The organism is Sulfurospirillum cavolei, assembly GCF_001548055.1.
Classification (GTDB): Bacteria; Campylobacterota; Campylobacteria; order Campylobacterales; family Sulfurospirillaceae; genus Sulfurospirillum.
Genome location: NZ_AP014724.1, coordinates 967776 through 982935, shown reverse-complemented (window position 1 = coordinate 982935; position 15160 = coordinate 967776). Strand labels below are relative to the sequence as shown.

General features: G+C 44.9%; 12 protein-coding genes. 5 read left to right on the top strand and 7 right to left on the bottom strand.

Going from position 1 to position 15160, the window contains the following annotated elements; genetic code table 11:
- Positions 1-3 precede the first annotated feature (3 nt).
- From UCH003_RS04985 to UCH003_RS04955, 7 genes are all read right to left on the bottom strand, one after another.
- Positions 4-696, bottom strand: coding sequence for a substrate-binding periplasmic protein (locus UCH003_RS04985; RefSeq protein ID WP_060825668.1), 693 nt, complete (start codon positions 694-696; stop codon positions 4-6).
- Positions 693-1712: an HD domain-containing phosphohydrolase gene (locus UCH003_RS04980; protein WP_060825667.1), complete on the bottom strand. Its 1020-nt coding sequence runs from the start codon at positions 1710-1712 to the stop codon at positions 693-695. The genes UCH003_RS04985 and UCH003_RS04980 overlap by 4 nt, the downstream gene beginning before the upstream one ends.
- The gene (locus UCH003_RS04975; RefSeq protein WP_060825666.1) at positions 1705-4608 is read right to left on the bottom strand and encodes a response regulator; all 2904 of its coding nucleotides are present in this window, start codon (positions 4606-4608) and stop codon (positions 1705-1707) included. The genes UCH003_RS04980 and UCH003_RS04975 overlap by 8 nt, the downstream gene beginning before the upstream one ends.
- Positions 4609-4702: 94 nt before the next feature.
- Entirely contained in the window at positions 4703-6097 is a 1395-nt protein-coding gene (locus UCH003_RS04970; protein WP_060825665.1) for an MBL fold metallo-hydrolase RNA specificity domain-containing protein, read from the bottom strand.
- 117 nt (positions 6098-6214) lie between these two features.
- A complete protein-coding gene (locus UCH003_RS04965; protein WP_060825664.1) occupies positions 6215-8107 on the bottom strand; it encodes an AMP-dependent synthetase/ligase in 1893 nt (630 codons plus the stop codon).
- 59 nt (positions 8108-8166) lie between these two features.
- Complete coding sequence (locus tag UCH003_RS04960) at positions 8167-8727, bottom strand: hypothetical protein (protein WP_060825663.1); 561 nt, start codon at positions 8725-8727, stop codon at positions 8167-8169.
- On the bottom strand, positions 8727-10691 hold the full coding sequence (locus tag UCH003_RS04955; RefSeq protein ID WP_060825662.1) for a TonB-dependent receptor domain-containing protein: 1965 nt from the start codon (positions 10689-10691) through the stop codon (positions 8727-8729). Before UCH003_RS04955 ends, UCH003_RS04960 begins: the two co-directional genes overlap by 1 nt.
- 300 nt (positions 10692-10991) lie before the next feature.
- On the opposite strand from UCH003_RS04955, the gene UCH003_RS04950 reads away from it, so the two are divergent.
- The 5 genes from UCH003_RS04950 (at position 10992) to UCH003_RS04930 (ending at position 15154) form a co-directional block, all read left to right on the top strand.
- A complete protein-coding gene (locus UCH003_RS04950) occupies positions 10992-12011 on the top strand; it encodes a sensor histidine kinase (RefSeq protein WP_039672850.1) in 1020 nt (339 codons plus the stop codon).
- On the top strand, positions 12011-12712 hold the full coding sequence (locus UCH003_RS04945) for a response regulator (RefSeq protein ID WP_039672852.1): 702 nt from the start codon (positions 12011-12013) through the stop codon (positions 12710-12712). The genes UCH003_RS04950 and UCH003_RS04945 overlap by 1 nt, the downstream gene beginning before the upstream one ends.
- Positions 12709-14037: a TrkH family potassium uptake protein gene (locus UCH003_RS04940; protein WP_060825661.1), complete on the top strand. Its 1329-nt coding sequence runs from the start codon at positions 12709-12711 to the stop codon at positions 14035-14037. The genes UCH003_RS04945 and UCH003_RS04940 overlap by 4 nt, the downstream gene beginning before the upstream one ends.
- On the top strand, positions 14034-14699 hold the full coding sequence (locus UCH003_RS04935) for a potassium channel family protein (RefSeq protein WP_060825660.1): 666 nt from the start codon (positions 14034-14036) through the stop codon (positions 14697-14699). Before UCH003_RS04940 ends, UCH003_RS04935 begins: the two co-directional genes overlap by 4 nt.
- 89 nt (positions 14700-14788) lie before the next feature.
- Entirely contained in the window at positions 14789-15154 is a 366-nt protein-coding gene (locus UCH003_RS04930; protein ID WP_060825659.1) for a methionine-R-sulfoxide reductase, read from the top strand.
- The last annotated feature ends 6 nt before the right edge of the window (positions 15155-15160 follow it).

The following is a 15160-nucleotide window of genomic DNA, read 5'->3' as shown; positions in this document are numbered from 1 at the left end:
AAATTACGGACGAATTGCTTTAAGCGTTTGGTTTAATCTCTCAATGAGTGCCGGATCGGTGTCTTTGTGAAATGCAAAATAGAGGTCGTTTTCGCGCAATAAGCTCACGATTTCATAGGCGTCTAACGAACAACCGGTTGCTTGTAAGGTATAAAACATCGCATCGACGCTAAAAGCGACCGCGTCCAAACGATCTTCTCTTAATTTGCGCAATTGCGAATCGATGTTACTAAAGCGGTCAAAATCTTCCAACGTAAATCCTTCTTTGAGCAAAAGCTGTTCGGCTCCGCTATCGTGAACCGTACCGATTTTACCTAAATTGTGACCGCGCAAAGCTTGAAGATTGACATGTCGTTCTTTTTTGGCAATGACGCCGATGCGTAATTTTCCGATAGGTCCGACCCAGGCAAACAACGCTTCGCGCTCTTGCGTACGGGCGGCACTGAACAAAACCGTACGGGGGTGTTCAAGCACTTCGTGATAACCGCGCGACCACGGAACGACGTTGATTTGTCCGTCGACAATCGTTTGCCCCGTTTTGCGAAAGAGTTCTTGGAGTAGCCAAACGGACGGACCTTCAACGTTGCCGTCGGCATTTTTATAGTTAAACGGTGGATTGTACTCGCTGTAAACGCGAAAACTCTCGGCATTGAGGGTTAAAAATAGTGTGCATAAAAGCACTATCCAACGCATCATAATGCTATTTTTCCCGTTTGAAGTGCTTTCCACGTATAGATGAACATGTCGAAATTTTCGAGTAAAAGCGTTGCGATTTTAGGATCGAACTGTGTTCCGCTTGCCATCTCAAAATACTCTTTGACGGCTTTCTCTTCCCACGGCTCTTTGTAAACGCGTTTATCTAACAATGAATCAAATACGTCCGCAACGGCGCAAATACGTCCGACTAAAGAAATTTCTTCGCCCTTTTTACCGTAAGGATACCCCTCTCCGTCCCATCGCTCATGGTGTTCCAAAGCGATAACCGCCGCCAAGCGCATCATCTCAAATTCCGAATCCGCAAGCATCTCGTAACCCAACATCGAGTGGGTTTTCATCACAACCCATTCGTCCTCGTCCAGTTTGGAAGGTTTGTTTAAAATTTCGTCGCTAATGCCGACCTTGCCGATATCGTGCAACACGGCCGCCATTTTAATTTTTTCACATTCGGCTTCGTCTTTACCCAAAAACTTGCAAAAAAGATAACAAAACTCGGCAACCCGCCTTAAATGCTGTCCCGTCTCTTTTGACTTTAATTCGGCGATAGACGCCGAAATATAGGTAATTTCATGGTTCAGTTTTTGAATCTCTTTGGTTTGCTCGTCGACTTGCTGTTGTAAGGAAGACTGTAACCGGTAAAGGTCGACATGGGTTTTAACCCGTGCTCTTAAAATTGCGGTATTGAACGGTTTGGATATATAATCCACCGCACCGACGTTAAAACCGATCTCTTCATACTCCAACCCTTCGTTGGCGGTTAAAAAAATCACGGGAATTGCACGGGTTTTTTGCATTTGCTTCAACCGTCGGCACACTTCGTATCCAGTCATGAGAGGCATATTGATGTCGAGTAAGATCAAATCGGGTTCGATAGATTCCGCCAACGCCAAGCCTTTTTTTCCCTCTTTGGCGGCATAAACTTCATAATCGCTCAAAAGCGACGTCAACATTTCGATATATTCGGGCGTATCTTCGATTACCAATACTTTAGCCATGTTCTTTCTCCTGACGAAGCTCTTGCAAATACGCTAATGCCGCATCAAAATCAAATTGTTTGCAGGCTAAAGAGAGTTTCGTAAACCGTTCATCTTCTTTTAAGTCCGCATCGAGCGTTAGCGTTTCAAGAAGCGCATGCACTTTAGAAACGTTGGATTGCTCCAATGCTTCGTGCAACGCTTGTAAGTGTTGTTTTTGTTCTAAAATCCCTGCCTCATTTTCGATCGATGAAGGGTTGCGTAACGCCGTATTGTTGACAAACTTTTCATACTCTTTGTTTACGAAGGGTGCGGCGTTACGGTGCGCTACAATAATGTTATCAAAACAAGAAGGCTCGATCGGTCGGTCGGTTTTCACTAACGTTTCGGCTTCCAAAAGCGCATGTTCTAAGGCAAAAAGTCCCAACGACCCGCACAATCCTTTTTGCGTATGCAGGTAATCGACGAACATGGCACGATCGTTGCCGGAAGAGAGTGAAGCTATTTTTTGCGGCATATGCGTAAACGTTTCGTAAAAGCGACTCAAAATTTTGCGCCATAACGTCTCGTTGCCTCCAAGTCTTGCAATTGCCTCTTTGGGATCGAAGACGTGTTCGTATTTGGCTTTGCCCGCCGTTTGGTGTTTGGGCGAAACCGTACTGCTGACATGTAAGGTTTCCAAAAGCGTACCGTAAAAATCTTCGACTTCGAACGGTTTACCGATATGCGCGTCCATACCCGCCTTCAAACATTTTTCAATATCTTGAACCATTACGTTTGCCGTCATCGCCACGATCGGCGTTAAAATATCGAGCTCTTTTCGAATCATACGCGTTGCTTCAAACCCGTCCATAATAGGCATCTGAACATCCATTAAAATCAGATCGTAAGCGGTTGAGCACTCTTGGAGTTTTTCAACCGCCTCGAGTCCATTGCGGGCGGTGTCGACTTGAGCGTGCGTCTCTTTTAAAAGATAGACGGCAACGTCCAAATTAATCTCATTGTCTTCAACGACTAAAATACGTTTTTTGGAAAGATCGATTTTGGAAGGATCGAAAAGCGGCGTTTTCGTATGCATCGTACAAAGCGATACCAGTTCGTCGTACAACATCGACGCATTAATCGGTTTTTTCAAAAGGACGTGAATCCCCGAAGCCTTGACGTTTGTTTGAAACGCCGCATCGTCGTTCATCGAAAACATAATCGTCGGAGGCAATGCAACAGGCGTTTCTTTGAGCAAAGAAGCATAAAGCGCAAGTCCGTTTTTACCGCGGGAAAGTTCGTGATCGATCACTAAAACGTCATAGGGACTTTGCGCACGTTGCAGCGCTTCAATAATAGCGTCTTTACTTTTCATCACGCTCATGAAAAAGCCGAAAGATCGCACGAGCTCGTTAAAATAATCCGCCGTTTTCTTATAATCCTCGATCAACAAAATGTGAAGCGGAGAAGAGCGTTCGTTGGAACTATCCGAATGAAGATCGATCCCTTTGGCAACACCTAAAGGAATCGTGAACGCAAAGAGGCTTCCCCTTCCCTCTTCACTCGTAAAAGCAATCTTTGCATGCATCATCTGAGCCAGTTGCGCGCAAATGTAAAGTCCCAAACCCGTTCCGCCGTGTTTGCGTGTTACCGAGGCGTCGACTTGCGAGAAGGCTTGAAACAAAAGGTTTTGTTTCTCTTTGGCAATACCGATACCGCTATCTTTGACGCTAAAACTCAAAGAAGATCGCTCTTCGTCGAGTACGTTTTCGCAAACGCTTAAAAACACGCCGCCTTCGGACGTAAACTTGATCGCGTTGCTTAAAAAGTTATTGACGATTTGCATAATCTTATGCGGATCGCCCCTAAAAAAACGATTGGTCTCGATAAAATCACATTGAAAGTCGATGTTTTTTTCTTTGGCGAGCACCGAAAAGATAGAGCAACTCTTTTTAAGCTCTTTATGCAAATCAAACGCGACGACTTCGACGTCCATCTTTCCCGCTTCGATTTTCGAAAAATCTAAAATATCGTTAATAATACGAAGCAGTAACGAAGAAGCCTCTTTGATCTTTGAAACGTAGTTTTGCTGTACGGGGCTCATTGCCGTTTTACCGAGCAGATGCGACATTCCCATGACGGCGTTCATCGGCGTTCGGATTTCATGGCTCATATTGGCTAAAAATTCCGATTTATAACGACTGGCGTCTTCTAACTCTTGCGTGCGTTGCTTGACCTTCTCATCCAAACGTTCGTTCTCTTTTTGAAGTACCTTAAAAAGATGTTGAAGCTTGATGCGCGTTTGATCGAGCGAATGTCCTAGCAAACCGATTTCGTCGTTTTCCTCCCACTCAAAGGGCTCGTCCAACTTTTGTGCCGCCAAAAGATGCGAATGCGCGACCAACCGCTTGATCGGTTTTAAGACCTTGTAGTAGTAAATCAGTGAAATCACGCTCACGAGAAAAAGAATCTGAAGCAAAATCATAGAGCCGAACAACCGCATATCTTTAACGATCGACTCGATCAGATCGATGCGTTTAAAACCCATCTCCAAAGTTCCGATCGCGACGTCGTCTTTTTTCAACACTTTGCGTAAAACCAGCGTATCGGCAGGGTTTTGTTGAGGCAACTCCCACATCAAAAACAGTTTTTCGTCGTTATCGCGGACTCGAACAAATTGGATATTTTGATCCAAAAGAAGTTGATCGAGCATCGTTTGACCGAGTTCGGGATAGTAGTTCCAAAGCGACTCGGCGAAAATCGCCGAGGAGAAGTCGAATTTTTTCGTGTTGAGCGTATTTTGTTCTTCTTGCTTGGAAGGAAACGTACTGTTCACGTAAATCAAGGTCGCAACCGGTATCGGCACGATGAGCGCAATCACGATCATCACGATCAAAGATTGGAGTAAAGAGACTTTGTGTAAAAACGTTTTCATAAGACGCCCATTTTATTCAATAAAAATTCACTCTAAGATTTTACTATTGTACCCTCTTTTTACTAAACTTCGAGCAAAATCGACCTAAAGCCGCCTAAATATAAATCGTTTCGGCGGGTTTCACGATATGAATTTTTGCCTGCGTACGTTCGTGAAGATAGGCTTTGAAAAGCTCCATTTTGTCGATTTCGCCGTGAATTAAATAGATCGTATGCAAGCCCTCCATCGGAGCAATCCACGCCGACATGTCGGCACGATCCGCATGCGCGGAAAAGCCGTTGATCGTATGAATTTTAGCTCGCACTTTAATATCTTCGCCGTAAATACGCACGAACGGTTCGTGATCGATAATCTCTCTGCCCAGCGTTCCTTGGACTTGAAAACCGACGAAGATTACGGCATTTTTCGGATTCCAAATACGCTGTTTAAGATGGTGTAACACGCGTCCGCCCGTACACATACCGCTTCCGGCAATAATAATCGCACGTTTTTGCACGTCGTTAATCTCGATCGAATCTTTTTTCTTCGGCGTTAAAGCAAGTTCGGGAAACGAAAACGGATCGTCGCCGAGACTGACATGTAAGCCTACGGGCTGATTGAGCTGTGCGGGATATTTGCGGTAAATTTTCGTGGCTTCGATTGCCAAAGGGCTGTCTAAAAAGACGCGGCAATTGCGCAAAGAACCCTCTTGATGCATCTGATGCAATAGCCATAAAATCTCTTGGGTGCGTTCAAGCGCAAACGAAGGAATGACGACGCATCCGCCATCATCTAAAGTTTGCGTGATCGCCTCTTTAAATTCGCGAATGCTCTCTTCCAAGGAGCGGTGTTCGCGATCGCCGTAGGTTGATTCGAGGTAAAGGGTTTGCGCATGCGATGCAGGCGTAAGCGCATTGAGTAAAAGCCTGTTTTTACTGCCCAAATCGCCTGAAAAAATAATGCTTTTGCGCACATCTTCTTCTTCGTATTCGACGTTCACGTAAGCACTCCCCATAATGTGCCCCGCATTGTGCAACGTGATCTTTAGAAACGGTGCAAGGGCTATGGTCTGCTCGTACGCGACTCGACGCATTTTTCGCGCAAAAACCATTTCGACATGTTCTTTGGTGTAAAGCGGCTCTTGCACGCTGTTTTCTTCGCCTCTGCGCAACGCTTTTTTAAGTTGGGTTTGGTACTCTTCTTCCAAAAGCGCGGCACTGTCGAGCAACATAATATACGCAATATCCAAGGTTGCTTCCGTGGCAATGATCTCGCCGCGAAAGCCCTCTTTGACCAATTTGGGAACGCGCCCGATATGGTCGTTATGCGCATGGGTCAAGATCAGATAATCGATACTCGCGGCATCAAACCCCAAAGGGGCATAATTATCCCTCCATTGCGCTCCTTGGATCATACCGCAATCGATTAAAATCCGTACCGAACTTACATCCAATAAATGACACGAACCCGTGACCGTAGAGGCCGCACCGTAACTCGTCACTTTTGCCATCGTTTATCCTTTGAATACGATTTTTGCCAAACGCTAAAGACGACGCACACCGGATCATCTTAAAAATCCACACGCCTTTGGTGCCTTTACCTCTTGCAAAATACGTTTACAAGAGGGTTAATGTATAAACTTATCAATAATTTCTTGATACTTTTTCTCGATCACATGTCGCTTCTTTTTAAGCGTATTGGTCAACTCTTCTCCCACGGTAAATTCTTTGTCCAGAAAGTGGATATTTTGCAGCGTTTCAAAAGGTTTAAATCCTTTGGTATGGTGTAAAAGTTCGTTCATTTCGCCTTTCAGTTTCGCGACGATTTGCTTGTCTTCCATCACCTGCTCGATCGTTTGAACCGCTTTATCGAAATGCTCCGCCACATAGACTTTGAGTTTTTCAAAATCGGGTACGATCAGCGCACCCAAACCTTTTTTGGCATGTCCGACCAAAATCGTATCGGTAATGAAGGGCAACATCGAAAGCGTCGACTCGATACGGCTCGGATCGACGTTTTCGCCGTTGGCAAGCACGATAATCTCTTTGGAACGTCCCGTAATGACGAGTTCATTTTTTAGCGTCAGTTTTCCCAAATCACCCGTTTTGAAAAAGCCTTCTTCGCTAAAACTTTTGGCATTTTCTTCGGGGTTTTTATAATAACCGCTCATGACCTGCTCGCCTTTGACCCATATTTCGCCGACTTCACCCGCACCTAAATATACCCCGTCTTTTGAGACGATGCGAATTTGCGTTCGAGGTACGACAGGACCTAGCGTCGAAAAAGTGTCGCACAAGACCGAACGTCCCGCAATCGTCGGCGCACATTCGCTCATACCGTAGGCGTTAACGATACGAATGCCGATCGCATCGATCCATTCATCGAGAAAATCGGACAAAGTACCGCCGCCGCTCACGGCAAGGCGTAGTCTTCCGCCGAATTTTTCTTGCACCAAAGAGAGCTTTTTTTTGGCAAAGCGATTGGGGAGTGCTAGCAAAAGACGTTGGAAAAAAGCAGGTATTTTCGTACGACATGTCAACCAAAAAGAAGGCTTTTTAAAACAGGGCAATTGATCTTTGAGAATGCGATCCGCACGATTGTACGCCGATGAAATCGCAACGAGTTTTTTAAAAATGTTTGCTTTTTTGGGGTCTTTTTTCTCTAAGGTCGTATTGATTTTCGTATACATCGACTCCCAAAGCCTCGGAACCGTCGCGACGATCGTCGGTTTATAGCGTTCCAAATCCGCCGCAAACGTCTTTAGCGTCGAGTAAACGATGCAACACCCGTGCGACATCGCGACGTACTCGGCGGCACGCTCGAAAATATGCCACGAAGGTAAGATCGAAACCCATACGTCTTCGCTTTGCAACGCAATGAGCGGAGGAAGTTCGCGAACGTTGTACATCACGTTTTGGTGGCTCAATACGACGCCTTTGGGCGTACCGGTCGTTCCGGACGTATAAATCAGCGTCAAGGTATCCGTCTCGCTCAAACGCTCTTTTTGCTTCTTGAACGCGTCGATGTCGTCTTGATAAACGGTTTTGTCTTTTAAAAGGTCATTGTAAGAATAAAGATGATTAAGAAGCGAATGCACTTTGGGTGCTTCGACGATGAAAATCGCTTTGAGTTCTTGATTTTTGAGCATAGCTTCGTGTTGAGTATACGTTTTTTCGTTTTCGACGATCAAAAAATCGGCTTCGGAGTGCGAAAGGATAAACGCCAACTCCTGCGTAGGCGTGTCGCACCCTCTGGGAATACTGATCGCACCGAGCGAAAGCAACGCCATATCGGTTACGATCCACTCGTAACGATTGTCGCAAAGCAACATAACTTTAGAATTTTTGTCGATTTTTTTGGCTTTAAAAGCCCGAGAGAGCACTAAAACGTCGTCAAAGAGTTTAGCGTACGTGACTTCAAACTCCTGATCGGCAACGTTGTAAATAAAGGCTTTGTGATCTTTATAGCGTTCACAGACGCTCAGGAAAAGGTGAAAAAGCGTATTGTCCGCGCGATGCAAGCATAATCCTTAAATGAAAAAATTACTTTGATTGTAATCTATCTTTGTAAAAGGGAAGCTTATCTTTGGCGAAAGGATTTCAAAACCGATACGATAATAGCGATTTGGAGCACTAAAAGCAAAACATGCAATGCGTAAACTTGTTCTATTTTCTGCGTCGTACCGCACCATTCGAGGGCTTTGTAAAAAAGATAGGCAACGATCATACCGATCAGGTAGCCTTTTTGTTTCATAACGTCGGCAAGAGAGAGCAATGAGGTACGCTTTAACGCCAAGGTTTCGATACGGATGAGATAGCCGCCGAAGACGAAAATCGTTTGGTACGAAAGGTAGATAAATAAAGCGTTGAGATAACTCATCTTAAACGCTAAAAACGCCAAAACACTCCACAGCGTTACGACTTCGACGAGCAGCGAAACGCGGTAAAATACGAGAAGATTCATCATCTTCTCGTAAAATTTTGCCACAACCAACAACCCGATCGCCAAAGCGATACCGCCCAAAGAAAACACCGAAGGCTCAAGCGGCGTATACAACACAAAAACACTCCCGACCGTTACGCCGAAAAAGAGGGAATTGAGCAGTTTATACCATAAGTAAGGTCGTAGGTTTAGTTTCATTAGAATTTCGCCTCAACACCGGCATAATAACTTCGTTCCGCCGATGCGTATCCGTATACCGTTTGATAGTAACGATCGAAGAGGTTGTTGACTTTTACGTACACGTCCCATGTTTTATCGATATGGTACGTCATTTTGGTATTAGCGACAAAATAATTGCCGGTTTCATGTGTCGTAAAACCGTCTTGACGCGATCCGACGTAAGTTCCGTTCAACGTCCAAGCCACCTGTTTAACAGGCATATACGTGGTATAAAACGTTGTTTGGTATCGTGGAACGTTAGGGAGCCGTGCATCGTTTTTATCTTTTGCATCTACGTACGTATAATTCGCTCCCGCCAGCAAGGTTTGAAAAAGCTGGTGTTCATAAGAAAGCTCGACACCTTTAAACACTGACGTACCGTCGATATTGACGTTTCCGTATCCGACCCAACTGATCAAATCTTCAATTTCATTTCTAAAAAAATTCATATTAAAACCGGCATAGCGAATTCCGGCATTAAAACTTTGAATCGTCTCCGGCTTTAGGGTAAAATTCGCCGTTCCCCACGGATTAATCATATCCAGCATCGAAGGCGTTTTATAGGCTGTCGCATAATTGGCATAAACGTCGCATTGATCGTTCACAAGGTATTTTGCGCCGATTTTTCCGGTTGCTTTATCGTCAAACGCGCTAAAACTATCGTAACGTAACGCTTCGTTAAGTACAATATTTCCAAATCGATTGGTATTATTACAAAATAAGGCTTTAGAATGCTCGTCGCGTTCTTTTTCGCTATCGCCGATAGAAGTATAATTGAGTTCTCGTTTTTCGTACGACGTTCCTAAAACCATATTGGCGTTATCGGCGTATTTCCACGTATCCTTGATCTCTATGGAAGGAACTTTGCCCTCATAGTCGTTCAATCCCCACGTCGCATCTAAATTTTTCTTTGTAAAATTGCTTTGGGAAAGCGTTGTCTCGATCGTATGATCGGCAATCAAATAGTGATAGCTAACATAACCTGAGCGTTGGCGAAAATCGCTTCGCTCTATCGAATTTGGATCCATCGCATACGTCAAAGGATCTGAACCGTCATAGTGATTAAATGCGTTAATGTCGTGATACCCAGCTTCAATGCGGTTACGCTCATCAATCCAATAACCCGCTTTTAGGTTAATCGTCGTATTGCGGTAAGGATCGTCTTCAAAACGATCGATGTCTTCTCCGTGAGGCGCATATGCGCTAAAACCGTCTTCAAGCACCCGTTGAACCGTAAGCATGACATCAAATTTATCGGTTTTATGAGACACGGAAGTATGAACGTTTTGATACCCGTAGCTTCCGATTTCAACGCCTGCACTCGCATGCGTTCCGCTTTGCGCTTTTTTCGTAATAATATTGACGACGCCCGCCGCCGCATCTGCTCCCCAAATACCGCTTTGCGCTCCCTTAATCACTTCGATACGCTCAATATCTTGAATGAGAAGATGGCTAAAATCGGCACCGGAAGTATTGCTTGGATCATTGTAACGTACGCCGTCTACCATAAGAAGTGTGTATTTATTGCCCATGCCTTGTATAAAGAGGCTTGAAGACTTGCCTTGCCCCCCGTTTGCGGTAAAGCTGATGCCCGGAATGGTATTGAGCGCTTCAACAACAGTAGAAATGCCTTTTAAAGAGAGTTCTTCGGAGGTGATAATGCTGACATTATCGGTGACGTTGGTCGCACTGACCAAGGATTTAGAAGCGGTGTAGACTTCAGACTTTTGAGCTTTGATCTTTTTTGAGACGACCAAAACGGGTGCGCTTGTCTCTTCAAGCAGTTCCGTCGTCTCGGAGGAAGCTTCGGCTTTAGACGTACTGAGTTGCTTTTCGTTATCGACGACGCTTTGTCCTTCTTGGGCAAGCGCAATCGTCGCGTTTAAAGCCAGTATCGCCGCTAGGCTAAAATACTTCCCGCGGAAACCTTTGAGTTTTTTCATCTATTCTCCTTAAAAATTGAGAAGCTTATTTTATCTTAAATGGCGTTATTTTGATACTTTTTTGATGAATTGTGCTTTATAATAAATGCTTTACAATCTTTTACATGTAAGGTAAAAATGCGCAGGCGTTGCGTCTTGCAAAACTCAGCGTTAGCGTAGTCTTTAGAGCTTTGCTCTAAAGGCGTGACAAAGGCACAAAGCACCGAAGGTGCGCGGGCGTTGCGCCGAGCAAAACTCAGCGTTAGCGTAGTCTTTGGAGCTTTGCTTCAAAGGCGTGACAAAGATAAAAAAGGAGCCGGTATGTTTTTTGACTCGCGTTACACGCTTCCGACACTCGCGGCTCTGGCTTTCGTGACGAGCATTTGTCTGCTTTTTTACGATTCTTTGGAACTGATCAACATTGCGTTGATTCATTTTATTCCGATTATCGTCATTGCGTTAGAGGGAAATTATGCACGTACCACGCTTATCGCTTCGATCAGCGTTTTGCTCTTTAACTACCTTTACGTCCCTCCCGTTTTTACGTTTAACGTGTATGACATTATTCACGTATGGACCTTTGCGATTTTCCTCTTTTTCGGATACGTCATTACGTGGCAAGCCAAAAAAATTAAACGCAACGAGATGAAAGAGATCTTGCTCAATACGATTTCACACGATCTTAAAACGCCTCTATCTTCGATCTTAGGCTCGATTACCCTCCTCTTGGAAGATCAGAAATTAAGTCCCGAAACCCAAAAAACGTTGCTCAACGACATCAAAAACAGCTCCGACAAGATGAATCGCCTCATCAACAACCTTTTAGACAATGCCAGACTGAAAGATAAAAAACTCGAACTTAAAATGGAGTGGTGCGATCTTGAAGATTTGCTCGGCGTCGCGCTTAAAGACTTTGACGATGCGCATATCAAACGCTCGTTGCACATTTTCATCGATCCGACGCTACCACTTTACTGGGGCGATTACAACCTTTTGGGAAGGCTTTTTGCCAACTTATTGGATAACGCTTTTAAATATTCCAACCAAAACAAACAAATTTACATCAAACTCAAACAAGAAGACGATCGCATTCGCATCCTCTTTTTCAACGAGAGCAATCCTCTCAACGAGCGTACGCTTGAGACGATTTTCGATAAATTTTACCGTGCCGAGGACAATCAAGAAATTTCAGGCAGCGGCATCGGCTTATTTATTTGCCAAAGTATCGTCCAAGCCCATCGCGGAGAGATTCGAGCGTACAACAAAGACAACGGTATCTGCTTTGAAATCACCTTGCCGATTCTCAAATACCCTACCCAATTGCATAACGAGGCGGAATAATGGCAAACGAATGCATCCTCATCGTCGAAGACGACGAAGCCATCGCAAAACTTTTGACGATTTCACTCCAAGAATACGGTTTTAAAAGCAAACACGCCCACGATCTTGCGTCTGCCAAACGCGACGTTTTAAGCCTCAATCCGCTTTTGGTCATTTTGGATTTAGGACTACCCGACGGCGACGGAAAACACCTCATCGCCAAGATACGTAAACAAAGTAAAATACCCATCATCGTGCTTTCGGCGCGTAACGACGAAAAAGAGATTATCGCGGCGTTGGATTTGGGCGCGGACGACTACGTGACGAAGCCTTTTTCCACCAGCGAACTTTTGGCGCGTATTCGCTCGACCTTGCGTCGAATCCATCCCGAACCGCCGCATGCCATTCTTACATGTAAGGAATTAACGATCGATTTCAATCAAAAACAAGTCACGCTTCAAGGCGCATTGCTGAAACTGACGCCGACCGAATACGCCCTGCTTTCCTATATGATGAAAAACGCCGACAAAGTGCTACCGCATCGCCAAATTTTAAAAGAAGTCTGGGGCGTGGGTTATCAAAACGAGATGCAATACCTTCGCACCTATATCAACTCGTTGCGCAAAAAAATCGAAAAAAATTCGACCTATCCCGAATATATTTCTACCGAATCGAGTATCGGGTACCGTTTTTCAAGCCACGGTACAAAGGAGTCCGAATGAATCAAAAGACGCTTAAGATCATCTTTTTAAGCTACCTCTTGGTCGTTTTGGCCGGCGCGATCGCATTGATGCTTCCCTTTGCGCATCACGGCAAGCTCGCTTTTATCGACGCCCTTTTTACGGCGACGTCCGCAACGTGCGTGACGGGACTGATCGTGAAAATAACGCCGGAAAGTTTTAGCATCTTCGGACAAGCGATCTTGGTGCTTTTAATGCAAATCGGAGGCGTGGGTTACATGAGTATCGTTTCGCTTTTTTACCTTTTTATGCGAAAAAGCCTCAATATCCACGAAAAAAATCTTGCCAAAGAGTCGCTCAACTACGCCAACCACGATATTCCTATTTTTTTACGTAAGGTCTTTCTCTTTACCTTCATTATCGAACTTGCGGGCACACTCATTTTGGCCTTACGCTTTTCAACGCACATGTCGATTCCTAAAGCTTTATGGCAAGGATTTTTTCACAGCGTCGCAGCGTTTAACAATGCCGGTTTTTCGCTTTTTAGAGACAATTTGATGGGCTACCAAACCGACGCGACGATTCTCTTGACGATCGGTGCATTAATTATTTTAGGAGGACTTGGCTACTTGGTCTTGGTTGAGCTTCACGCAAAACTTATGCACCAACGTTTTATGCTCTCTGCTCACACCAAAATCACGTTGGTCGGTACGGTGCTTTTGCTGCTTTTAGGAATGCTTCTTTTAGGGGCGATCGAATGGAACAATCCGAGCTTTTTCGGTCATCTTTCGCTCGAGCATCGCTTTTTAAACAGCTTTTTTCTCTCGGTCAATTTTCGAACTTCGGGTTTTAACAGTCTGGATTTATCGCAACTCAGCGATACGTCGCTTTTTTGTTCGACGATTTTTATGATGATCGGAGGCGGTGCCGGAAGTACGGCGGGCGGTATCAAAATCACCACCGTCGCCGTTTTGATTATCGCAACATTGCACACGATCAAAATCAGCAACCAACCTCCGCATGCGTTTAAACGCACGATTTCCGCCGAAGTGATTCATCGCTCTTCCGCGATTATTTTCGTTGCTTCGTTTATCGTCATCCTTGCGACCGTTGTCTTGGTGCAAACGCAACACAGCACTTTTTTGCCGACGCTTTTTGAAGTCGTCTCCGCATTTTGTACCGTGGGCGTATCGGTCGGAAACGGCGACGTATTGAGTCTTTCGCAAACGTTTGATCTTGTAGGAAAATCGCTTGTCATCGCACTGATGCTCATCGGACGTATGGGTATTTTTGCCGTCGGCTTTTTGATCGTCGGAAAAGAAAAAATCAAACATGTACAGTACCCTGAAGGAAGGATTATTTTATGAAAACGTATGCCGTCATCGGACTAGGAAAATTCGGTTTTCACATCGCCAAAGGTTTGGCGGAGCAAGGTATGGACATTATCGCCATCGACAACGATGCGCATAAAATCCAAGATATCAGCGAATTTATCGAAGATGCCGTCGTTTTAGACAGTACCGATATTCGTGCTTTAAAAGAAGCCGGCGTCGTCGGACTCGATACGGTCATTATCAGCATCGGCGAAAATATCGAAGCGAGTATTTTGACCCTGATGGCACTTAAAGAGCTTGAAAACAAAACGATTATCGCCAAAGCGATTACGTTGACGCACGGGGAGATTTTAGCAAGGCTCGGAGCCTTTAAAGTCATCTATCCCGAGCGCGAATCCGCCAAAAAACTCGTCGAAAACCTTGTGGGAAACGTCGTCATCGACCAAATCGATTTTAGCAGTACGATTAAAATCGCCAAACTGATCGCAACCCGTTCGCTCATCGGCAAAACGATCGGCGAAATCGAAACGGAGTTTGAAAACGAAATTCACCTCATCGCCTGCAAAACACGCGATAATTGGCAATTTTCCCTCGAAAAAAGTTATAAAATTCGCGAAGGCGACATGTTGTCGTTTATCGGGAAAAAAGCGTTCATCGAAAAGCTAAGAAGCTTAGCCAAACATGAAAGCGCCTAATTCTAACGGTTTTTTTATCCGATCTACGCTATAAACGACGTACGGTAAAAAACGCATTGCCCAATTTTTCATCATAGAAAGGAGTGACGATGAACCTTATGCCTCTCACACCCGAAGAAGAACGCGTCATCGTTCATAAAGGCACGGAAATGCCCTATTCGGGAGCATACAACGACTTTTACGACGAAGGCGTTTACCTGTGCAAACGTTGCCTTACGCCGCTTTTTCGCTCACAAGACAAGTTCCGTTCCGGTTGCGGTTGGCCGAGTTTCGACGATGAAATCCCTCAAGCGATCCAACGTGAAAAAGACCGCGACGGCAGGCGCACGGAAATCCTCTGCAACGCCTGTAAGGCGCACTTGGGACATGTTTTCGAAGACGAAGGTTTTACGCCCAAAAACACGCGCCATTGCGTCAATTCGATCGCGCTCGTCTTCCAAGCCCAAAAGAAGTAGCATCCA

Coding starts and splice junctions, on each gene's coding strand:
- UCH003_RS04985 (WP_060825668.1), bottom strand. CDS start 696: ATGATGCGTTGGATAGTGCTTTTATGCACACTATTTTTAACCCTCAAT.
- UCH003_RS04980 (WP_060825667.1), bottom strand. CDS start 1,712: ATGGCTAAAGTATTGGTAATCGAAGATACGCCCGAATATATCGAAATG.
- UCH003_RS04975 (WP_060825666.1), bottom strand. CDS start 4,608: ATGAAAACGTTTTTACACAAAGTCTCTTTACTCCAATCTTTGATCGTG.
- UCH003_RS04970 (WP_060825665.1), bottom strand. CDS start 6,097: ATGGCAAAAGTGACGAGTTACGGTGCGGCCTCTACGGTCACGGGTTCG.
- UCH003_RS04960 (WP_060825663.1), bottom strand. CDS start 8,727: ATGAAACTAAACCTACGACCTTACTTATGGTATAAACTGCTCAATTCC.
- UCH003_RS04955 (WP_060825662.1), bottom strand. CDS start 10,691: ATGAAAAAACTCAAAGGTTTCCGCGGGAAGTATTTTAGCCTAGCGGCG.
- UCH003_RS04950 (WP_039672850.1), top strand. CDS start 10,992: ATGTTTTTTGACTCGCGTTACACGCTTCCGACACTCGCGGCTCTGGCT.
- UCH003_RS04945 (WP_039672852.1), top strand. CDS start 12,011: ATGGCAAACGAATGCATCCTCATCGTCGAAGACGACGAAGCCATCGCA.
- UCH003_RS04940 (WP_060825661.1), top strand. CDS start 12,709: ATGAATCAAAAGACGCTTAAGATCATCTTTTTAAGCTACCTCTTGGTC.
- UCH003_RS04935 (WP_060825660.1), top strand. CDS start 14,034: ATGAAAACGTATGCCGTCATCGGACTAGGAAAATTCGGTTTTCACATC.
- UCH003_RS04930 (WP_060825659.1), top strand. CDS start 14,789: ATGAACCTTATGCCTCTCACACCCGAAGAAGAACGCGTCATCGTTCAT.